Source organism: Chitinophaga dinghuensis (assembly GCF_003259435.1).
GTDB lineage: Bacteria > Bacteroidota > Bacteroidia > Chitinophagales > Chitinophagaceae > Chitinophaga > Chitinophaga dinghuensis.
On the sequence record NZ_QLMA01000002.1, the window covers coordinates 150,430 to 171,582 of the forward strand.

Below are 21,153 nucleotides of genomic sequence, written 5' to 3' on the forward strand. Positions count from 1 at the left end.
GCCGCTTTGAGACTACAGAAAACTAACAATACCATCGCTATGGGCGTCATCATACTCTTGCTGGGAGCAAGTCTTACCGTTGCACTCGGATTCCTGGCCGCATTTATCTGGTCGGTAAAACATGGGCAGTTTGAAGATGATTTTTCACCTGCACATCGCATGCTATTTGAAGATAAAGTAGATAACAGTAAAGACTAAACGTAATTCCGCACTTCAATCCATCAATACTTATGTCACTAGAAAAATTCTACTACGACAACCGAACGGTCAAATGGTTTGCATACGCCTGTGTTTTCTGGGGGTTAATTGGCATGCTCGCTGGTCTGTATGCAGCTACAGAACTGGTGCTTCCGGCAATTAACGGAGGATTTGCACCTATTACATTCGGTCGTCTCCGACCTGTACATACCAACGCGGTGATTTTCGCCTTTGTTGGTAACGGTATTTTCATGGGAGTATATTATTCCCTGCAACGTCTGTGTAAAGCGAGAATGTTCAGCGATCTGCTGAGTAAAATCCATTTCTGGGGATGGCAGGCCATCATTGCTGGCGGCGCACTCACCTTGTTTCTGGGCTATACAACCGGTAAAGAATACGCCGAACTGGAATGGCCGTTCGATATCGCGATTACCCTGATCTGGGTGGTATTTGGGGCCAATATGCTGGGTACCATTCTTAAAAGGAGAGAAGCGCATCTCTACGTAGCCATCTGGTTCTATATCGGTACCTGGGTAGCGATTGCGATGCTGCATATCATCAACTCTTTCGAATTTCCACTGTCACTGTTCAAAAGTTATTCCTGGTATGCAGGCGTACAAGATGCATTGGTACAATGGTGGTATGGTCACAATGCAGTAGCATTTTTCCTGACCACGCCATATCTCGGTCTGATGTACTACTTCGTTCCTAAAGCAGCGAACAGACCTGTATATTCTTACCGTTGGTCTATTATTCACTTCTGGTCACTGATCTTTATATATATCTGGGCTGGTCCTCACCACCTGCTGTATACTGCTTTGCCTGAATGGGCACAATCTCTCGGCACCGTATTCTCTATTATGCTGATTGCTCCATCATGGGGCGGTATGCTGAATGGTTTGCTGACCCTGCGTGGCGCATGGGACAGAGTTAGGGAAGACGCGATTCTGAAATTCTTCGTGGTTGCCCTCACTTGCTACGGTATGGCCACTTTCGAAGGACCAATGCTCTCTCTTAAAAATGTGAACGCCATCAGTCACTATACCGACTGGACCATTGCCCACGTACACGTAGGCGCACTGGGCTGGAACGGATTCCTCACATTCGGTATTCTGTACTGGCTGATTCCAAGATTATTCTCTACTGAACTGTATAGCCGCAAATGGGCAAATACACACTTCTGGATTGGTACGCTCGGTATTATCTTCTATGTTATTCCACTGTACTGGGCTGCATTTACCCAAAGCATGATGTGGAAACAGTTTACAGAAGACGGCACGCTGAAATATCAGTTCCTGGAAACAGTAACTGCCATCATTCCCATGTACGCGCTGCGTGCAGTAGGAGGGCTCCTCTATGTAAGCGGTCTGGTACTGATGATGGTCAATCTTACCAAAACTATCCGCAAAGGAAAATTTGTTGCCAATGAAGCAGCAGAAGCAGCACCACTGCCTAAAGTAATCACTACTCATGGTAAATCCCACTGGCATAACTGGATCGAACGCAGACCTATTCAGCTCGTTGTATTCAGTTTGATTGTGGTAGGTATCGGCGGTATGCTGGAAATGGTACCAACCTTCCTTGTGAAAAGCAATATTCCAACTATCACCAGTGTAAAACCCTACACACCATTAGAATTACATGGCCGAGATATCTATCTGAGAGAAGGCTGTTATACCTGTCACTCTCAGATGATCCGTCCATTCCGTGATGAGGTTGCCCGCTACGGCGAATACTCTAAAGCTGGTGAGTTTGTATACGATCATCCTTTCCAATGGGGTTCTAAACGTACCGGTCCGGATCTGGCGAGAATCGGAGGTAAATATCCTGACTCCTGGCACTTCAACCACATGTTCGATCCAACGTCTATGTCGCCAGGATCTATCATGCCATCTTATCCATGGCTGTTTGAAGACAGGATCGACAAAGCTAAAACACCAGCTATGATCAGCGTCATGCGCAAGCTCGGCGTTCCTTATCCGGATGGATACGAAGTTAAAGCAAACGCAGACCTCGAAGCACAAGCCGATCAAATCGTAGCCAATCTGAAACAGGATAAGCTGCCTATCGGAAAAGACAGAGAAATCGTGGCACTGATTGCATATCTGCAACGTATGGGTAAAGATATTAAGTCGGCCCCCAAACCAGTGGCATCAACAGAAAAAACAGACTTCTAAAAACATCAGATCATGAAATTCATCAACTATCTGCAGTCAATCACCGGGATTAGTATTTATCCGCTTGCATCCCTGTTGATATTCTCCATATTCTTTGTAGTGGCTGCCTGGCTGGCATTCAGTGCCGATAAGCGGATGATAGATCATGTAAGTCGTATACCACTGGACCAAGAAGAAAAATAACATTTATGAACATCAGATCACTCATCATATTCGGAGCAGGTACGCTAATCAGCGTGCCTGCCATGGCCGACGGGAAGCCGCAACCGTCAGAACTTTCAGACCCTGTTGCCCTGGTATTGATCACTGTATGCGCTGGTTTGCTGATCGCCATCGCCGTATTAGGCAATGCCGTTATGGGGGCAATGGAAATCTACAGGGAAAGAATGAAGAAGGATGCCGGGAAGGCTGTTATCACTATAGGAATCATTATGCTGTCTATGCTGAGCGCCGGCAAAGCATCTGCAGCTGATGCCCTGGTGGAAACAGCCACCAACGGTCTCCTGTCTAAAACATCCCTCTGGGTATTGGTATCTGTCATCCTCCTCGAAATCCTGGTGATCATCAGTTTACTGATTACACTGAAAATACTGGTAGGAATTAAACGCAAACCCAAACCTGCAAAAGAAGCCGTTCCAGGAAAACCTCGCGTCAACTGGTTCGAAAAACTCAATAAAACCAAAACGCTGGATGCTGCCTCCGAAGAAGAGGAAGATATGGGTCACGACTATGATGGTATCCGTGAGCTGAACAATCCAACTCCTCCATGGTGGAAATGGGGCTTCTATTTCAGTATGGCCTTCGCCGTAGTCTATCTCTGGAGAGGCTACGTCTCCGAAACCGCTCCTACACAAATCGAAGAACTAGCCATGGCAGAAGAAAAAGCCGCCGCCGCTAAAGCTGAGTTCATGAAAAATGCCGCCAACAATGTGGATGAAAATACCGTGAAAGAACTCACCAATGCCGATGACCTGGCCGGCGGACAGAAACTGTTCATCAGCAACTGCGCCCCTTGCCACGGCCCGCAAGGACAAGGCGTGGTAGGTCCTAACCTCACTGACGACTACTGGCTGCATGGCGGTAAAATCAATGACGTCTTTAAAACCATCAAATACGGCGTGCCGGATAAAGGAATGAAAGCATGGCAGGAAGATTTCTCACCACGACAAATAGCGCTCCTCGCCAGCTTCATCAAATCCATACATAATACCAACCCTCCCAATCCAAAAGCGCCTCAAGGAGAAAAAGAATAGCAAATGGAAGACAGTACGACATTCAGAGATAGTATAGCCACAGTTGATAAACAAGGAAAACGCAAGTGGATATTCGCAAAACAGCCCAATGGCCGCTTTTATAATATCCGTACCATTCTCAGCATTTTCTATTTCATTGCATTTTTCAGCCTGCCGTTTATTTCCATAAATGGCAGGCCCTTGTTTATGTTGAATGTACTCGAAGGAAAGTTTATTCTCTTCGGCGCCATCTTCTGGCCGCAGGACTTCTTCATCTTCGGCTTGGCCATGCTGGCATTTGTACTCTTCATCGTGCTGTTTACAATGGCTTTCGGCCGACTCTTCTGCGGATGGGCCTGTCCACAAACCATCTTCATGGAGATGCTCTTCAGAAGAATAGAATATTGGATAGAAGGAGATGCCGCCGCCCAGCAAATGCTGGCCAACGCACCATGGACAGCCAATAAAATCCTTCGTAAAACAGCCAAACATATACTGTTTTATGGACTGTCTTTCATTATCGCAAATATGTTCCTCGCCTATATCATCGGCGCAAAGGAACTTGAGAAAATAATTACGGAACCATTCGAGGCACATATGGGCGGCTTTATCGCCATCCTCATCTTCTCCGGCGTGTTCTATGGCGTATACGCCTTCATGCGGGAACAAGTATGCACCATCATTTGCCCTTATGGCCGTTTACAAGGCGTTTTGCTGGATAAAAACTCCGTCCTGGTAGCCTACGACTACAACAGGGGAGAACCACGCGGAAAATACCGCAAAAACGGAGACCATGCGGAAGGTGATTGTATAGACTGCAATCAGTGTGTGAAGGTATGTCCCACGGGGATAGATATACGGAACGGTACCCAACTGGAATGCGTGAACTGTACCGCCTGTATCGATGCATGCGATTTTATGATGGAGAAAATCGGGCGCCCCCGTGGGCTTATCCGTTATGCTTCCGAAAACGGTATCGCCAACAAACAAAAACTCAGGTTTACACCCAGACTCAAAATATACAGTACCCTGCTGGTAATCATTCTTGGCGCCATCACCTTCATGCTGACCAGCCGTAAACCAGTTACAGGTACTGTTATCAGAACAGCAGGTATGCTCTACCAGGAAAGAGGAACAGACAGTATCTCCAACCTGTACCGCATCAAATTGATAAACAAAACCTCCGCAGCAATTCCGCTGCAGCTTAAACTGGAAGATAAACCTGGCCTCATCGAAATGATTGGCAAAACAGATATCACCGTTAAAGCAGAAGGACAAGGAGAAGGAACTTTCTTCATCGTATTGCCGAGAACAGCAGTCAATGGCAGAAAATCCAAACTGAGTATCGGATTGTACCAACAAAATGTAAAAATCGCCACCATCAATACCACCTTTTCAGGACCAATGGAATAGTAGTTATTGTACACAAATTCAATTAATTATCATGAACTGGGGACATAAAATCATACTCGTATTCGTCATCTTCGCCGCCGGGATTCTTACCCTGGTGACAAGAAGCATGCGCACCAAAATTGATATGGTGACGAAAGATTATTACAGCGAAGAACTTAAATACCAGGAAGTAATTGAAGGCAGAAACAATGCAAACGCATTATCTGCCCCCGTGGAAGTTTCACAACCAGCAGAAACAGTGAATATCTCTATGCCACATGAACTGATCGGACAAACCCTCAATGGTACAATTACCTTTTACCGTCCATCTGATTCAGGCAAAGATTTCGAAGTACCACTTCAACCAGATAATTCTGGTAATCAAACAGTTGGAAGAGACAAGTTCGTGCGTGGCAATTACCGGGTGAAAATCCGCTGGGAAATGAACAACAAACCTTATTACCAGGAACAGGTATTACATATCAACTAACAACATGTTTACACTCACTGCTTTTTTAATCGGCTTTGCAGGCAGTTTTCACTGCGTGGGAATGTGTGGGCCCATCGCTCTCACCTTACCGGTAAGACACCTGGAAGGCGGCCGAAAAATGGCAGGAATACTGTTGTATAATGCCGGAAGAATCAGCACCTACGCATTACTTGGAGGGCTTTTTGGCTGGATGGGAAAACAGGTGGTTATGGCCGGCTTTCAACAGTGGCTGTCTGTCACCATGGGACTATTGCTGTTAACCGCTGTATTGCTCAATTATATCGCGGGGAGCAGCAAACTACGTGTAACCATGCCCGGCATTATCACTGGAAAAATAAAGGCGGAATTAGGCCGCTTATTGGCAGCACAGCGTTTTCGTACGCTCTATGCCATCGGAATACTGAATGGTTTGTTACCCTGCGGGTTGGTATATATGGGAATTGCCGGCGCTACGTCTACGGGCACTGTAGAAAAAGGAATGCTATTCATGACAGCATTCGGCGCCGGCACGCTCCCTGCCATGACGGCGGCAGCTTGGTTCGGACATCTGCTTAGTATTCCTGTTCGTAATAAGATCCGCAAAGCAGTGCCCTTCATGATTGCAGTCATGGGTATACTCCTGATCATGCGCGGCATGAATCTCGGTATCCCTTATATCAGTCCCGTTCTCAGCAATACGCCAGACAAGACCTACATACACTGTCATAAACCATAACTACCATGAGTCTACTACAGAAATACAATGTGGCAGCACCACGATATACCAGTTATCCCACCGTTCCGTACTGGGATGAAAATTCATTTCACCTTGATCAATGGAAGGCTCTGCTTAAGAAATCTTTTGACGCGTCTAACGAATCGGAAGGTATGAGCTTATATATTCATCTGCCTTTCTGTGAGAAACTTTGCACCTACTGCGGTTGCAATAAACATATCACCGTCAATCACCAGGTAGAAGGGCCATACATCACCGCTTTACTGAAAGAATGGAAGCTCTATACCGACGTCTTTGACGGTAAACCACGTATCCGGGAATTACATTTTGGAGGTGGTACTCCTACCTTTTTCAGTGCAGCGCATCTTGGCCAGTTGCTGTCGGGAATTTTTGAAACTGCGGAACTACTGCCGGATGCTGCACTCAGCTTTGAAGGACATCCCAATAATACTACCCGGGAACATCTCGAACTGTTATATCAATTTGGATTCAGACGAGTGAGCTTAGGTATACAAGACTTCGATCCGAAGGTACAGGAAATCATCAATCGCATACAACCCTTTGAAACAGTGGAAGCTGTGATGAAACATGCCCGCGAAACTGGTTTCACTTCTATCAATTTTGACTTGATCTATGGCTTGCCATTGCAAACCATCAACAGTGTAACAGATACGATTGAAAAAGTAATGCAGTTGCGTCCGGACAGGATTTCTTTCTACAGTTATGCACATGTTCCCTGGATCAAAGGAGTAGGACAACGCAAATATGATGAAGCCGATCTTCCTAAGGATGCAGAGAAAAGAAAACTGTATGAAAAAGGAAGAGCGTTGTTCACCGCAGCAGGATATACAGAGATTGGTATGGATCATTTTGCCCTGCCGGGAGACGAGTTGTACACTGCCTGGAATGCCGGCTCTTTGCATCGTAACTTCATGGGTTATACCGTGTTGCATACATCTCTGCTGGTGGGATTAGGCGCATCTTCCATAGGAGATAACTGGTATGCATATGTACAGAATGAAAAAAGCACAGCTGCTTACCAGGAAAAGGTAAACAAAGGAGAATTTCCAGTAATCAGAGGGCATATACTCACACATGAAGACTTACTCATCAGAGGACATATCCACGACTTGATGTGCAACTTTGAAACAAGCTGGCGCAAGGCGGATACACAGTGTGATGCAGTGATGGAAGGTATAGAGAGACTACAGGAACTCGAACATGACGGACTTGTTGAAGTAATGCCGGATAGAGTAGCTGTAACGCCTGCCGGCAGAACGTTTATAAGAAATATCTGTATGGCTTTTGATGCGAGATTATGGCGAAAATTACCCGCCACCCAATTATTTAGCAGCGCAATTTAATCCTGACTAATAAATGCTGCCGGATAAGCCCGATTTTTTAATCCATTTTTAAAAAATCGGGCTTTTCGGCATGGACGATGTCCGAAAGGTCAGTGCACCTTCCTTGATGAAATCAGGAGGTAACGCATGGCCACTTTTATATGCAGTAAAAAATACGATCTGATGAAATACAGTGCTGTAGCGAATTTCAGAGGGAATAAAAAAAGTCTGACCGTGTAAACAATCAGACTTTCTTATTATGTGAATGGGTTAGTAAGTACAGGGAAACAAAATTCCCTACACAATATTAAAAAGAATTTCATGACAAAAGAAAAATTTTACAAAAAATTTTATTCACACTACTAAAATAATTGTGGATAACAACAGAATGCATCTTTGAAAATAGCATGAACTTCCTCTCAGAAAATCATCTTTACACATACTGATTTACTACCTTTGTTCCACTTTATAATTATTCCATAACTCAGATCATATGAAGTTCGAAGCACCTGTTGCCGTAACGGAAATCGCATCAATTATAGGCGCAGAGCTGGTTGGCAACACCCAGTTAATGGCCACCGGCATCAACGAAATACATAAGGTTACTCCTGGAGATATCTCCTTTGTAGACTTTGAAAAATACTATGCTGCCAGTTTAAATTCTGCAGCTACTATTATCATCATCAACAAAAAAGTTGATTGCCCGGATGGGAAGGCTTTACTTGTACTGGATGATCCATTCAGCGCTTATGTAAAACTGGTAAAACATTTCCGTCCTTTTGAACCAGCTACCAAAGCAATCAGCGATACAGCAGTGATAGGCGAAGGAACTGTTATTCAACCTAACGTATTCATTGGCAATCATGTGCGCATTGGTCGCAACTGTCTCATTCATCCTAACGTAACCATCTACGACCACTCTGTTATCGGTGATAATGTTATCATTCAGGCAGGTACTGTGATCGGCGCAGACGCTTTCTATTTCAAGAAAAGAGCAGACCGAGAAGTGATGTACGACAAACTGGAAAGCTGCGGAAGGGTCATCATCGAAGACGATGTGGAAATTGGCGCCGGCTGCACTATCGATAAAGGCGTTAGTGGCGATACTATCATCGGTCGCGGTACCAAATTCGATAACATGATCCATATCGGTCATGGTACCGTAGTTGGTAAAAACTGTCTCTTTGCTGCACAGGTAGGTATCGGTGGTAAAGCATTGATCGAAGACAATGTAATCCTCTGGGGTCAGGTAGGCGTTTCTAAAGATCTGGTGATCGGCAAAAACGCAGTTGTACTGGCACAAAGTGGCGTACCTAGCTCGCTCGAAGGCGGTAAAGTATACTTCGGTTATCCTGCTGAAGAAGCCCGCTCTAAAAAGAAAGAACTGGCATGGATCAAACGTATCCCTGAAATCTGGGAAAAGATTAAACATCTCTCCTAATCTCAGCCATAAAATATATTACATTCGGGGCTGACGCAAAAGATAACCAGTGAAACATTACAACAAGTTTCGTTTACACTGCACCATTTTAAGAGTCAGCCCCTTTGTTTATAAATGTGTTTTATGAGATATCTCTTCGCTGCCTGGCTGCTGTTAATCACCGCTACAGCCAGTGCTCAACGCACTCCCAACGACGATCTGTACGACTCTGTTAACCTGTGGCACATCACCATAGACGACGGTTGGTTCACTGCTAAAACCATCACTTACGGCCCATATAACACTTCCTCCCGTAAAAATGGGGTAGACGAACGCATTACCGGAAACATTACCGCCCCTAAAAATGCCTTCAACTTCACCGTCTCCGGAAAAGGTACCCGCATAGCGGTACAAGCAATGGAGATTACCCATATCGCCTTCCTCAACCGCGATTTACCGGACTATCTGGATCGGGAATCCGACAAGGCAACATTCTGGTACGCCCTGTTCTCAGACACCAAAAATGCCCCCTTAAAACGTTGGGAATTGATATTGAAAGCATCCGCATACATGGACCTGAACGAGGATAAACCCGCTGGTATTTTGCGTACAGAAGGAGAGAGTATCCGTGTCTCCGCAAATAATCACTTCGGAAAGGTCAATTCCTATGAGAATATCTGTTATGTATTCAGAAAGGGAAAGAAGAATATAGCGGCTGTTATCCCGGGAAAAGTGCCCAGAATATGGGTCAGAAATGACCTCGATGAATATACTTCCAATGTAATTGCAGCCGCTATCGGCACCTTATTGCTGAGATGAGTGATCCCTCAGAAAATCCTGACAGGTTTCCTCAATAGTAGTCGCCAATGAACGGAAATGAAACGCCGGCAGGAATTGCTGAATCTTTTTGTTGTCATAAAAGACCTTCAGCTGTGCCGTATGTGCTGTTTCTTTGGTGATAAGGGGAGACTTACCCCCAAGCATATGCTTTATTTTCTCTACGCGCCAAACCAGGCCGGTCATAAACGGTGTGGCTTCTTTTACCGGCGGTTTACGATGTAGTGCATTTGCCATGGAGGTAAACAGGTCTTTGTAAGACCAGTTATCTGCAGAGAGTATAAAACGTTCGCCGGTGACAGGTGCATCCATCAACATCATCATTGCTTTGGCAACATCTCTCACATCCACAAAACCATTTACACCTCTGGTATAATAGGGGAATTCTTTATATACATTCTTGAAAATCGCACTGGAACCATCTTCCCAGAAACCGCTACCCAGGATAATAGAAGGGTTTACCACTACAGCGGGCAGGCCTTCTGCAATACCTCTCCATACTTCCAGCTCTCCATCAAACTTACTCACTGCATACTGCGAATTATGTTTGCTGGGTACCCATTCGCTTTCTTCCGTGATATGCTGTCCATCTTTCGCTCTGCCCAGAGCCGCTACGGAGCTGACATGCACCAGCTTTTCCACACCTGCATCAAGGGCACAATTCACGACATTGGCAGTCCCTTCAACATTCACTTTTCTCAGACCATTATTTCCGGGCGTGAAAGACACCATTCCGGCACAGTGATATACCTGCCTGATACCTTCCATCACTTCTTCCAGGCCAACTACATCCAGGATATCGCCTTCTACCCATTCAATCTTATGATGGATATCCTGCAGCTGCGCTGCCGGTGCTTTGCGATAAATCGCACGCACAGGTTTCCCTGCTTCCACCAATGAACGAATAAGATGACTACCTAAAAGACCAGTTCCGCCGGTTACTAAAATCATGAGAAGAAATTCTTTTATACAATATAGGAGGCCCAAAAATAGGCAGTTTGCGGGATATTACTCATAACGATAGAAACCAAGCCCTGTTTTCCGACCTAGTTTCCCTTCTTTTACCCGTTGTTCCTGCAGTCGGTTAGGTTTAAAACGCGGTGCATGTTGAAAGGCGTCATAGAGCGACTGAGATACCGCGAGATTTATATCGTTGCCAATAAGATCCATTAGTGCGAATGGTCCCATTCTGAAGCCTGCTGCTTCCAGCAGCTGATCAATAGTACTGAAATCCGCTATCCCTTCTTCCGCTATTTTCATCGCTTCCAGGTAGTAGTGTCTGGCTACACGATTCACAATGAAACCCGGAGAGTCTTTAACGTTTACCGGCGTTTTACCCATTTGATTGGCCAACATGAAAATTGTGCTGGCAGCCACTTCTGAGGTCTGCGCGCCAGATATCACTTCCACCAGTTTCATTGCATGAGCGGGATTGAAGAAGTGCATACCCACCACTCTGGAAGGATTCACCACCACAGCAGCAGCAATGGCGGATACAGACAGGGAGGAAGTGTTGGTGGCAAAGATGGTATCGGTATGATTAAATTCCGCCAGCTGGTTAAACAGGGAAGATTTGGCTTCCAGTTTTTCTACGATGGCTTCAATGATGACATCTGCGATACAATCTTCGATATTGTTGGTAAACCGAAGATTATTCAATGCTTGCTCCTTTTCTTCCGCACTTATTCTTCTCTTTTCAACAGCCAGGGCCAGGCTCTTTTCAATTTGAGCTTTGGCCCTGTCCAGCATCGCCGGAGCGATGTCAAATAAGATAGTAGCAAATCCGCTGCTAGCGGCTACCTGTGCAATTCCGGCGCCCATTGTACCGGCGCCGCATACTGCGATGGTTTGGATCATATGGGAATTGCTTTATACTGTCCCCTGAAACTGTTCCAGGAAACGAGTATCGTTTTCGGAGAACAGACGGAGGTCTTTAATTTGGTATTTGAGCATGGTGATACGTTCAATCCCCATACCGAAGGCAAAGCCGGTATATTTTTCAGGATCGATACCGCAGTTGGCCAGTACTTTAGGATGCACCATTCCGCAACCGAGGATTTCTACCCAACCGGTATGTTTACAAACAGAACAGCCGGTACCGCCACAGATAAAGCAGGAAATATCCATTTCCGCACTTGGCTCTGTGAATGGGAAGTAAGAAGGACGGAAGCGAATGCCGGTATTCTCACCGAACATTTCTTTCACGAAGTGATACAGTGTTTGTTTCAGGTCTGCGAAAGACACGTTTTCCGCGATATACAATCCTTCTACCTGGTGGAAGAAGCAGTGTGCACGCGCTGAAATGGTTTCGTTTCTGTATACGCGACCCGGGCTGATAATGCGGATAGGCAGTTTACCTTCTTCCATTACGCGTACTTGCGCGGAGGAGGTCTGCGTTCTCAGCAACCAGTCTGGATTCTTACTGATAAAGAAAGTATCCTGCATATCGCGGGCAGGATGGTTTTCCGGCAGGTTCAGTGCAGTGAAGTTATGCCAGTCGTCTTCAATTTCCGGACCTTCCGCAATGGTGAAGCCCAGTCTTTCGAAGATCTGAATGATTTTATTCCTTACCAGGCTGATAGGATGACGGGTACCCAGCCTGTGAGGGGCAGCCGGCAGTGTATAGTCGATATCTTCGGCAGCGCCTCCAGCAGCATCTTTCAGCTCACTGAATTCTTCATATTTGGATTCTGCCAGTTGTTTAAACTCGTTTAATATCTGTCCAAATTCTTTCTTACGGTCGTTGGGCACCTGCTTCATTTCCCCAAAAAGGGCTTTAACGATACCTTTGGTACCCAGAAATTTGATGCGGTATTGCTCCAGATCCGCGGCGTTGGCTGGCGCAAAGGCCAGGATTTCGTCCTTGTGGGCCGCTATTTGCTGTACTAACTGTTCCATAAACAACAAAGATAAGTGTTTAACGCATCTTCCGCAAAGTGATAAAACACGTTAAAAGTCGTATATTTTCAATCGCAATTTGCTGTATGTCTGTCGAGCTACAAACCCTGCTACTGGTACTACTTTCAGCCGGAATGGCTGCATTCCTTGTGCTTTTTCTGGCCACCCGCCGGAAACTGAAGATCGCGTTAGCGCATTCCGAGGCCTTTGAACGCAGGAATACTTTCCTATCCGCCGAAGTTTCCCTGCTGAGGCAACAGCTGGCCCAAATGAAGCTGGTAACCCTCAAATCGCAGATAAATCCCCATTTTGTGTTCAATTGCCTTAATGGTATCCATAGCGCCGTTGTAACAGGGGAGAATACCCGCGCCAGGGAATATATTTCGGGATTTGCAAGGCTTCTCCGCATGGTACTCATGCACTCCAGCCGCAGCCTCATCAGCCTGAAAGAGGAAATGGAAATTTTAGATTATTACCTGAAACTGGAACGACTCCGTACCAGTGAGGCATTTGAGTATACTTTCTATATCGATCCTGCTATTGACCCGGACAATACCCTGTTGCCTGGCATGCTGGTGCAGCCATTCCTGGAAAATGCCATCTGGCATGGATTGATGGCTAAAGATGGAGATAAACACCTGCAGGTGAGATGGAGTATGCAGCAAAACAATCTGCTTCGCTGTGAAGTGGAAGATAATGGTATTGGCAGAAACCTGGCCTCTCTGCGTTGCAATGTGGATCTGAAGGCGGGCGCACATCAGTCCAAAGGCATGGAAATCTGTATGGAAAGAATAGAACTTTACCGTAGCTCTTTCAATGCCCAATGTAATCTGGAAATCGAAGATCTTGCAGATGAAAACAACGCCCCTGGCGGCACCCGGGTTTGTATCACGTTCGAAGTAAACCCGGAAATGGCCGCAGCAATGAGTGCCTGAACAGGCTATAAAATTAACTTGTAACCTACGCCACGTATGTTTACAATCTGAATGCGGGTATCATCTTTCAGGTATCTTCTGAGCTTAGTGATAAACACATCCATACTACGTGCATTAAAGAAGTTATCATCTCCCCAAAGGTCCAGCAACACTGTTTTTCTCTCCATCACTTCATTCCGGTTGTCATACAATCTCTTTAAAATTTCTGCTTCACGATGGGAGAGGAATTCTGTATTATTATTCCGGGTAAGTGTCTGTTTGGCATAGTTGAACAAGTACTGTCCGATTACAACGGCGCCTTCTTCCAGGTTGCGGGGAGGCTGATCTTCAAAACGCTTGAGCAACGCTTTGATACGTACGATCAGCTCATCCATGCTGAACGGTTTTTTCAGATAATCATTTCCTCCTAATTCAAACCCTTTCACCACATCGGCAGTCTGTGATTTTGCGGTGAGAAATATGATAGGGGTAAATTTATCCAGTTTTCTGATTTCTGTAGTAACCGAAAATCCGTCCATATTGGGCATCATAATATCGAGGACCACCACATCCGGTCGTTCCTGTTGAAATAGCTGCAGGCCTTCCTTTCCGTCGGAAGCGTATAACATATGAAAGCCTCTCATTTCAAGACTGTCTTTTACAATCTCTCCAAGTTGCCACTCATCTTCTATCAGTAATACTTTTGCCATAATATGAATTGAATCAAAATTGCGCTGAAATTATTTTATTGCAGATTTAGTTGCCGGAATGGTAATGATAAACTCACTGCCTTTGTCGGGTTCGCTATGTACCATAATGGTTCCACCATGAAGCTCCACAATTTTTCTGACATAACTGAGGCCAAGACCAAAGCCTTTTACTTTGTGTAAATTTCCTGTTGGCACTCTGAAAAATTTATCAAATATGCTCTCTTGGTAGGAGCGGGGAATGCCGATGCCATTATCTTTCACACGAATTTTCAACATCCCTTTTTCGTCCGATACCTGGATGTGAACATACGGCTTTTCACCGGAGTATTTAATGGCATTATCCACTAAATTATTGATGGCATTTGCAATATGTGATTTATCTATGTAAACAGTTTCCCGTTTTAGATTGTTGTCATATCGTAACTGTAACGAATTAGACTTTAACTGATGATTAGATAGGATGTTATCGATAATTTCATTCAGATCGGTTTCTTCTCGAAATAATTCGATCTCTTCTTTTTCTTCTGTTGCAATATGCAATACTTTTTCAACCAGATCGGAAAGTCGTTGCAGTTCTTGTTTTGATGTATTGAGATAACGTTGCGTTTTTTCCGGATCGTTCAATGCATTGAAATGCTGCAAGGCTTCAACGGCCGCAGACACAGTAGCAATAGGTGTTTTCAGCTCATGTGTCATGTTGTTGATGAAGTCATTTTTTACTTCGGATAATCTCTTTTGCTTTAAAATTGTGCGGAGCATATAAACGAAAGAAAGTACCGTAAGTATCATTAGTATCAGGGAAGCAATCAAAGTCCAGAGCATTTTCTGGATAACAAATTGAAGTGGCGATTCAAAAGTTGCCTGCACAAACAGATTACTACCTTCTTTAACGGGAACTTTCCTTGTCCTGTTGGGCATTCTACGACGGATGCTGTCTTTGAAACTCCCTCTTTCAAGACCGCTGAAGTTCATGTGAAACGTATCGAGTTTATACCTTGTTGTTATCTGCCTGCTGTTAAGTTCTGATTTAAACGCGGAGTCTACTCTGGCGAGAACGGTGCTATCACTATCCCTGTTGTGGTTGGTGATAATGATTTCTGAAATATGAGAATCAGTAGTATCTCCGTTTAGGCGTGAAGGTGAGGAAGAATCATCTGCTTGCCGGGCTACCGGTCTGACCTGAATCAATCTGTCAGAACTGGCTACAGCAGGGCGATTGTCTCTGTTAGGTCCCAGCTCTTCCATCATCATCACATAACCTTTAATCGGTTTTTTTGAAGAATCTTCGTCTTTTAGAGAGTACCTTATGTATCGGCGAACGTCTGAATATCGTTGAAAGAAGGTGGCGCTACGAAGTGCATCACTGATTCCCCGGCTGAATTGGTCTTCGTTAAATCGATAGGAGTTGTATAACCAGTATCCCTGGAATAGGATGATTCCAAGTATACAAATTATCATGAGGGTAAGAGTTATTCTAATACGCTGACGCATGAGTCTATTTTGAACTTTGACAAAACTATCCAATCCGCCGGGAAAGCGACCAAAACCTTAACAATAATTAACAGTAAATAATGGTATTTAACGCTCAATAATGGCTCGAATAAAGATTTTTGCATATAAAAACAACCATTTATGAATCTACTATCCCGGCTGGTACTGGCAGCAGCGTTACTGCCCCTATCCTCATCCCTGTTTGCGCAGCAATCAGGCGTTATTGATTATGAGGTAACTCAGCGTATTGACCGTGAAAGAATGGCCCGATTCCAGGGTAACAACAATGATAATAGCGCTGATATTCCCGATGTAGTTACACTCCAGCAACATTTTACTTTTAATAATGGAATAGGCAAACTGACGACAGATCGTCCTGATTTTGGGGGTAATGGCGGATTCGGTGGAGGCAGAAGAAATGGTCAGAGAGGCGATTCCGCCACCCAACAGGGCCAACGACGCCAAGGTGGAGGCCCCGGCCAGGGAGGTGGATTCAGAGGCGGAATGGGCAACCAGCTGGTAGATTTGCAACATAAGAAATATCAAAATGTGTTCTCAACATCCGGAGACGATCGAAAAACGTATTTTACTGAAGAGGACTTTATTATTGCCTCTAATGTTCAGAATACAGATAAGACCAAAAAAATTGCAGGTTATACCTGTAAGAAGGCTACGGTTAAGCTAAAAGATGATACTTACACCATTTGGTACACCACGGAACTACCTTTTGCTTATTCTCCAATCAATGGATTATTGCCAGACAGCAACGCAGTAATCCTCTCTGCAGAAGGTGGTAACCGCTCCTTTACAGCACAGAAAGTAACGCTTAAACCAGTAACGGACACCGACCTCGCTCTGCCCGCAGACGCTCAGAAAATATCGCAAGATCAAATGCGGGACCTGAGAAGAGACGAAATGGAAAAATTACGTAAGCGGCAACAACAGAACTAGAAACAGCAGTATCTTACATTTTTCCGCTAATTCCTATTATGAAGAGAATTCTAATAATCTTACTGACATTGGGTTTGGGCGTTACTAACGCCCTGGCTCAGTCGTCACTAGGAAAGATTAAAGGCCAACTAACCGACCAGACAACCAAAGAAGCCTTACCCGCTGCTACTGTTGTATTGCTGCACGCAAAAGATTCTTCCGTCGCCAACACCGCCGTTTCCGATAATAAAGGAAACTTCGAAATTACCGGCATCGCAGATGGATCATACCGACTATTCCTCAGCTTTATGGGGTATAAATCTGTATACAAACCTATTACTATTTCTGCCGACAATAAACAGGTCAATCTCGGCAACCTCGCTATGGAACATAAAGGCGTTGACCTCAAAGGCGTTGAAATCCTGGAAGAAAAACCACCTATCGTGGTGAAGAAAGACACCCTGGAATTCAATGCTGACGCCTTTAAAACAAGAGAGAACTCCGTCGTTGAAGACCTCCTGAAAAAATTACCAGGCGTAGTGGTAGATAAAGACGGCGGTATTACAGCACAAGGACAAACCGTTACCAAAGTATTGGTAGATGGTAAACCTTTCTTCGGTACCGACCCTAAACTCGCTACCAAAAACCTACCCGCGAATATTATTGATAAAGTACAGCTGATAGATAAAAAGTCCGATCAGGCTGAATTTACACAGATTGATGATGGACAAACAGAGAAAGCCATCAACATCGTCATCAAGAAAGATAAGAAGAAAGGTATGTTCGGCCGCGCTACTGCCGGCTATGGAACAGATGATAGATATGGCCTGAACTTTAACCTCAACCGATTCCGCGATAATCAACAATTATCTATCATCGGTGGCGGCAACAACGTGAATAACCTTGGATTCACCGCTCAAAACCAAATGAGCTTTGGCCGTGCAGGTAACGGCGGAGGCGGGACTGGCCGTGGCGCCGTTCGTATGGGTACAGGCTCTTCTACTGCAGTGCCGGCAGGTATCACCAGTAGCTGGAATACAGGCATTAACTTCAATCAGACCTATTCTAATAAACTAATACTGAACGGAAGTTACTTCTTTAATGACAACAAAGTCAATGTATTACAGAATACAACTCAACAAAATATTCAGCCAAACTACTCTAACTTCCAATATACCAATACGGCATCGAACACGGAAAATGCAAACAACCGCTTCAATGTACGACTGGAATATAATATAGACTCTTTCAACTCGATCATTTTCACCCCCACCTATTCCTTGACAAATGCCAACAGCAACTCCTACAACGTGTATTCTACCGTCGGCAGTAACAACAAGGATACGATCAACAAAGGTGCGACCTATAACGACGGACAAGGAAATACGTCCTCTTTCGGTGGAAATATCTTGTACAAAAAACGCTTCAAAAAGAAAGGCCGTACCATCAGTCTGAACCTGGGCTATAATAATAGCTCTTCCGACCAGACAAGTACGGTTATCTCCAATACAACTTTCTTTAACAACGCTATCAGGAAAGATTCATCCTATAACCAGATGAATACGAATAATAGCGACAGCAGGAATGTTAGCGCGAATCTCACCTATACAGAACCTATCTCTAAAGACAGGTACCTGGAGGTAAACTATGGCATCACGAATTATACCAGCAATGCCAAACGCTTCACTTTTGATTATGATTCTGCCAAACTGAATTATAATCATAGGAATGATTCGCTGAGTAATATTTTTGATAACCATACGATCAATCAGCAAACAGGTTTCGCTATTCGTACCGTAAAACTGAAGTATGATTATTCCATTGGACTGAATCTTATCTTCAATAATCTGGACAACGATACTTATTCTTTCAGAACAAAGAGAGATAGCACTATTACGCAGCATACGCTGAATTTCGCACCTAACGCGACTTTCAACTATACCTTTTCCAAAAACAAGCGCCTGCGTCTTAACTACAGCGGTATTACCACACAACCTACCGTACAGCAATTGCAACCCGTTCCGGACAACAGCGATGCATTGTACATACAGCTGGGTAACCCCAACCTGAAACCATCTTATAACAATACCATTACGGTAAACTATAACACCTTTAACTTCCAGACTTTCCGTGGCATGTTCGCCATGCTGAACGCCGGATTTGGTAGTAATAAAATTATCAATGCCAACAGGTATGATTCCACTACCGGTAAAACGATCAGTATGCCGGTAAACGTGAACGGATATTACAATGTAAGCGGCACCTTACATAATTCCATTCCGTTGTCCAAAACGCCGGGGCAAAACCTGAACACCGGAACCAGCGTTAGTTACAGTCGCGACATATCCCTGAACGATATGCAGAAAAACTTCAGCAATACCATTAACCTGGCCCAAAATGCCAATGTGAATTATATGCTGAAAGACTGGTTGGACGTGTCTGCCGGCGGCAGTATTTCGTATAACATTGTTCGTTATACACTGACTAAATCTTCCAATGCCAATTATATGAATTACTCCCTGAACGCAGATGTAAACGTAACGCTGCCTAAAGGATTTATGATTGGTTCAGATATCAATTACATAACAAGCAGTGGACTCTCAGCAGGAAACAACGTCGCATCCACCCTGTGGAATGCGAACATCGCTAAGTATGTATTCCCCAAAAAACAAGGATTAATTAAACTCCAGGGCTTTGATCTGTTGAGACAATACGCTTCTGTATCCAGGTCTGTTACTGATAACTTTATCAGAGACACCCGTTCCAATGTACTGCAACAGTACTTTATGCTCAGCTTTACCTATTTCCTGAACCGTTTCGGTGGACCTAATTCCAACAATCGCGGCGACAGACAGGGAATGGATCGGGGCATGCGCATGTACCGTGGCGGCGGCGGTGGTGGCGGTGGCTTCAGACCAGGAGGATTCTGATAGACTTCATTATTGCTAAAATATGAAAGGCAGCAAGGATAAAATCCTTGCTGCCTTTGTGTTTAAAGTAGGTTGCGCTTACCTGGAAACTGCACCTTTCGGCTGCGGGGCAAAAACCCGCCTGATAACCCACGCCAAAGTAAACGAGGGAATAATATCTGTTCCGGGGAACAACTCTTCAATGAAAGTAAATATACTGCCGAAGGAACCTAAAGTACCGCCAAACATACGATAGAAAATAAATGCTGCGATAGGGGCCCAAACAACGTCACTTACTTCGCCTAATACCGGGATGGCATAACTGGCGCATCCCACCAGATCCAGGAATACACAGAGCCATAAATTGGGAGTATATCTTTTTTCCATATTCCACCTCCGCTTTTCTTTACGTAAACAAATTACTTACCAAATCAGGCAATTGTTACAGCAAAGTTAAAGAATAAGTTATGTTCTCCTGCCACAGCTCCCAATTACCTTGCAATTACAATTTATTTGCCCTACATTTAATGGTATTATAAACACTTAATATGCCTCAGAAAAACTCCCGCCGCGATATGATAAAGAAAGTGGCTACCATGGCGGTAGCATCTACTGCAATATCAGGACTGGCAAACAGAGTATCGGCACACGAAAACGTTATGGAAGACAAACTGAAAGGAAAAATCAACCACTCCGTTTGCGCCTGGTGCTATCAAATCCCTCTGGATGATCTCTGCAAAGCCGCAAAGAAAATCGGTATCACCTCCATCGATCTGGTAAATCCAAAGGACTTTGATATCCTCAAAAAAAATGACCTGACCTGTGCCATGGTGGCCAGTAACGGAAAGGATTGGGGCATCACCAGAGGCTTCAACAATCCGGAATACCACGACAAACTGGAAGCCTATTTCAAAGAATATATTGACGCCACCGCCAAAGCCGGCTTCAAAAACCTGATCTGCTTCTCCGGTAACCGCAATGGCCTGGATGCACAACAAGGTATTGAAAACTGCGCCAAAGGCCTGCGCCGCATCCTGGGATACGCAGAGAAGAAAAATGTAACCTTAGTCATGGAACTACTGAACAGTAAAGTAGATCACCATGATTATCAATGCGATCACACCAACTGGGGCGTGGATCTCTGCAAATCGCTGGGCTCCGAAAACTTCAAACTCCTCTATGATATCTACCATATGCAAATCATGGAAGGAGATGTAATCCGCACCATCCGCGATAATCACCAATACATCGCACATTATCATACCGGCGGCGTTCCAGGCCGACATGAAATCGACGATAGCCAGGAACTCTTTTACCCTGCTATCATGCGCGCCATCTATGATACCGGCTTCAAAGGATATGTAGCACAGGAGTTCGTTCCTGCACAACCAGATCCGCTGGCTTCGCTGAATAAAGCCGTTCATATCTGCGACATCTAATCTCCCAACAACAATTATTTCATTAAATATCAATGACATCCGTTTGAACCTTCCCTTC

The 21,153-nt window shown here is 44.7% G+C and carries 20 protein-coding genes; 14 read left to right on the forward strand and 6 right to left on the reverse strand.

The window, feature by feature from the left end:
* The first annotated feature begins 6 nt into the window (after positions 1-6).
* The 10 genes from ccoS (at position 7) to CLV59_RS05885 (ending at position 9,786) form a co-directional block, all read left to right on the forward strand.
* Positions 7-198 carry a cbb3-type cytochrome oxidase assembly protein CcoS gene (gene ccoS / locus CLV59_RS05840; protein WP_233180626.1) on the forward strand — a complete coding sequence of 64 codons (192 nt, stop codon included), beginning with the start codon at positions 7-9 and terminating at the stop codon, positions 196-198.
* A 32-nt stretch (positions 199-230) separates the two neighbouring features.
* Entirely contained in the window at positions 231-2,375 is a 2,145-nt protein-coding gene (gene ccoN / locus CLV59_RS05845) for a cytochrome-c oxidase, cbb3-type subunit I (RefSeq protein ID WP_111591084.1), read from the forward strand.
* A 12-nt stretch (positions 2,376-2,387) separates the two neighbouring features.
* Entirely contained in the window at positions 2,388-2,558 is a 171-nt protein-coding gene (locus CLV59_RS05850; RefSeq protein ID WP_111591085.1) for a CcoQ/FixQ family Cbb3-type cytochrome c oxidase assembly chaperone, read from the forward strand.
* A gap of 5 nt (positions 2,559-2,563) precedes the next feature.
* Entirely contained in the window at positions 2,564-3,628 is a 1,065-nt protein-coding gene (locus tag CLV59_RS05855) for a cbb3-type cytochrome c oxidase N-terminal domain-containing protein (protein WP_111591086.1), read from the forward strand.
* A gap of 3 nt (positions 3,629-3,631) precedes the next feature.
* The gene (ccoG, locus tag CLV59_RS05860) at positions 3,632-5,020 is read left to right on the forward strand and encodes a cytochrome c oxidase accessory protein CcoG (protein ID WP_111591087.1); all 1,389 of its coding nucleotides are present in this window, start codon (positions 3,632-3,634) and stop codon (positions 5,018-5,020) included.
* 31 nt (positions 5,021-5,051) lie between these two features.
* Entirely contained in the window at positions 5,052-5,489 is a 438-nt protein-coding gene (locus tag CLV59_RS05865) for a FixH family protein (RefSeq protein WP_111591088.1), read from the forward strand.
* A gap of 4 nt (positions 5,490-5,493) precedes the next feature.
* Positions 5,494-6,204: a sulfite exporter TauE/SafE family protein gene (locus CLV59_RS05870; RefSeq protein ID WP_111591089.1), complete on the forward strand. Its 711-nt coding sequence runs from the start codon at positions 5,494-5,496 to the stop codon at positions 6,202-6,204.
* 5 nt (positions 6,205-6,209) lie between these two features.
* Complete coding sequence (gene hemN / locus CLV59_RS05875; protein ID WP_111591090.1) at positions 6,210-7,568, forward strand: oxygen-independent coproporphyrinogen III oxidase; 1,359 nt, start codon at positions 6,210-6,212, stop codon at positions 7,566-7,568.
* A gap of 472 nt (positions 7,569-8,040) precedes the next feature.
* The gene (locus tag CLV59_RS05880; RefSeq protein ID WP_111591091.1) at positions 8,041-8,988 is read left to right on the forward strand and encodes a UDP-3-O-(3-hydroxymyristoyl)glucosamine N-acyltransferase; all 948 of its coding nucleotides are present in this window, start codon (positions 8,041-8,043) and stop codon (positions 8,986-8,988) included.
* 123 nt (positions 8,989-9,111) lie between these two features.
* Positions 9,112-9,786, forward strand: coding sequence for a hypothetical protein (locus CLV59_RS05885; RefSeq protein WP_111591092.1), 675 nt, complete (start codon positions 9,112-9,114; stop codon positions 9,784-9,786).
* Here CLV59_RS05885 and CLV59_RS05890 read toward each other — a convergent pair.
* The 3 genes from CLV59_RS05890 to pheS are packed head-to-tail and all read right to left on the reverse strand — an operon-like array spanning position 9,772 to position 12,702.
* Positions 9,772-10,755: an NAD-dependent epimerase/dehydratase family protein gene (locus CLV59_RS05890; protein WP_111591093.1), complete on the reverse strand. Its 984-nt coding sequence runs from the start codon at positions 10,753-10,755 to the stop codon at positions 9,772-9,774. The genes CLV59_RS05885 and CLV59_RS05890 overlap by 15 nt on opposite strands.
* 57 nt (positions 10,756-10,812) lie before the next feature.
* Entirely contained in the window at positions 10,813-11,661 is an 849-nt protein-coding gene (locus CLV59_RS05895) for a 3-hydroxyacyl-CoA dehydrogenase family protein (RefSeq protein WP_111591094.1), read from the reverse strand.
* A gap of 12 nt (positions 11,662-11,673) precedes the next feature.
* Positions 11,674-12,702, reverse strand: coding sequence for a phenylalanine--tRNA ligase subunit alpha (gene pheS, locus CLV59_RS05900; protein ID WP_111591095.1), 1,029 nt, complete (start codon positions 12,700-12,702; stop codon positions 11,674-11,676).
* Positions 12,703-12,788: 86 nt separating this feature from the next.
* Between pheS and CLV59_RS05905 the strand changes: the two genes are divergently transcribed.
* A complete protein-coding gene (locus CLV59_RS05905) occupies positions 12,789-13,637 on the forward strand; it encodes a sensor histidine kinase (RefSeq protein ID WP_111591096.1) in 849 nt (282 codons plus the stop codon).
* A gap of 5 nt (positions 13,638-13,642) precedes the next feature.
* Here CLV59_RS05905 and CLV59_RS05910 read toward each other — a convergent pair whose 3' ends face one another.
* On the reverse strand, positions 13,643-14,326 hold the full coding sequence (locus CLV59_RS05910) for a response regulator transcription factor (protein WP_111591097.1): 684 nt from the start codon (positions 14,324-14,326) through the stop codon (positions 13,643-13,645).
* Positions 14,327-14,356: 30 nt separating this feature from the next.
* The gene (locus tag CLV59_RS05915; RefSeq protein WP_170137656.1) at positions 14,357-15,784 is read right to left on the reverse strand and encodes a sensor histidine kinase; all 1,428 of its coding nucleotides are present in this window, start codon (positions 15,782-15,784) and stop codon (positions 14,357-14,359) included.
* A gap of 174 nt (positions 15,785-15,958) precedes the next feature.
* Here CLV59_RS05915 and CLV59_RS05920 point away from each other — a divergent pair, with 174 nt between their 5' ends.
* Positions 15,959-16,768: a GLPGLI family protein gene (locus tag CLV59_RS05920; RefSeq protein ID WP_111591099.1), complete on the forward strand. Its 810-nt coding sequence runs from the start codon at positions 15,959-15,961 to the stop codon at positions 16,766-16,768.
* A gap of 38 nt (positions 16,769-16,806) precedes the next feature.
* Positions 16,807-19,677: a TonB-dependent receptor gene (locus CLV59_RS05925; RefSeq protein WP_111591100.1), complete on the forward strand. Its 2,871-nt coding sequence runs from the start codon at positions 16,807-16,809 to the stop codon at positions 19,675-19,677.
* A 78-nt stretch (positions 19,678-19,755) separates the two neighbouring features.
* Here the strand turns inward: CLV59_RS05925 and CLV59_RS05930 are convergent, their stop codons facing one another.
* Entirely contained in the window at positions 19,756-20,043 is a 288-nt protein-coding gene (locus CLV59_RS05930) for a hypothetical protein (RefSeq protein WP_111591101.1), read from the reverse strand.
* Between the two features lie 161 nt (positions 20,044-20,204).
* Here CLV59_RS05930 and CLV59_RS05935 point away from each other — a divergent pair, with 161 nt between their 5' ends.
* Complete coding sequence (locus CLV59_RS05935; protein ID WP_111591102.1) at positions 20,205-21,095, forward strand: hydroxypyruvate isomerase family protein; 891 nt, start codon at positions 20,205-20,207, stop codon at positions 21,093-21,095.
* The last annotated feature ends 58 nt before the right edge of the window (positions 21,096-21,153 follow it).

Bases quoted from the DNA above. Each gene is read 5' to 3' on its own strand.
- ccoN (WP_111591084.1), top strand. From the start codon at position 231: ATGTCACTAGAAAAATTCTACTACGACAACCGAACGGTCAAATGGTTT.
- CLV59_RS05850 (WP_111591085.1), top strand. From the start codon at position 2,388: ATGAAATTCATCAACTATCTGCAGTCAATCACCGGGATTAGTATTTAT.
- CLV59_RS05855 (WP_111591086.1), top strand. From the start codon at position 2,564: ATGAACATCAGATCACTCATCATATTCGGAGCAGGTACGCTAATCAGC.
- ccoG (WP_111591087.1), top strand. From the start codon at position 3,632: ATGGAAGACAGTACGACATTCAGAGATAGTATAGCCACAGTTGATAAA.
- CLV59_RS05865 (WP_111591088.1), top strand. From the start codon at position 5,052: ATGAACTGGGGACATAAAATCATACTCGTATTCGTCATCTTCGCCGCC.
- CLV59_RS05870 (WP_111591089.1), top strand. From the start codon at position 5,494: ATGTTTACACTCACTGCTTTTTTAATCGGCTTTGCAGGCAGTTTTCAC.
- hemN (WP_111591090.1), top strand. From the start codon at position 6,210: ATGAGTCTACTACAGAAATACAATGTGGCAGCACCACGATATACCAGT.
- CLV59_RS05880 (WP_111591091.1), top strand. From the start codon at position 8,041: ATGAAGTTCGAAGCACCTGTTGCCGTAACGGAAATCGCATCAATTATA.
- CLV59_RS05885 (WP_111591092.1), top strand. From the start codon at position 9,112: ATGAGATATCTCTTCGCTGCCTGGCTGCTGTTAATCACCGCTACAGCC.
- CLV59_RS05890 (WP_111591093.1), bottom strand. From the start codon at position 10,755: ATGATTTTAGTAACCGGCGGAACTGGTCTTTTAGGTAGTCATCTTATT.
- CLV59_RS05895 (WP_111591094.1), bottom strand. From the start codon at position 11,661: ATGATCCAAACCATCGCAGTATGCGGCGCCGGTACAATGGGCGCCGGA.
- pheS (WP_111591095.1), bottom strand. From the start codon at position 12,702: ATGGAACAGTTAGTACAGCAAATAGCGGCCCACAAGGACGAAATCCTG.
- CLV59_RS05905 (WP_111591096.1), top strand. From the start codon at position 12,789: ATGTCTGTCGAGCTACAAACCCTGCTACTGGTACTACTTTCAGCCGGA.
- CLV59_RS05910 (WP_111591097.1), bottom strand. From the start codon at position 14,326: ATGGCAAAAGTATTACTGATAGAAGATGAGTGGCAACTTGGAGAGATT.
- CLV59_RS05915 (WP_170137656.1), bottom strand. From the start codon at position 15,784: ATGATAATTTGTATACTTGGAATCATCCTATTCCAGGGATACTGGTTA.
- CLV59_RS05920 (WP_111591099.1), top strand. From the start codon at position 15,959: ATGAATCTACTATCCCGGCTGGTACTGGCAGCAGCGTTACTGCCCCTA.
- CLV59_RS05925 (WP_111591100.1), top strand. From the start codon at position 16,807: ATGAAGAGAATTCTAATAATCTTACTGACATTGGGTTTGGGCGTTACT.
- CLV59_RS05930 (WP_111591101.1), bottom strand. From the start codon at position 20,043: ATGGAAAAAAGATATACTCCCAATTTATGGCTCTGTGTATTCCTGGAT.
- CLV59_RS05935 (WP_111591102.1), top strand. From the start codon at position 20,205: ATGCCTCAGAAAAACTCCCGCCGCGATATGATAAAGAAAGTGGCTACC.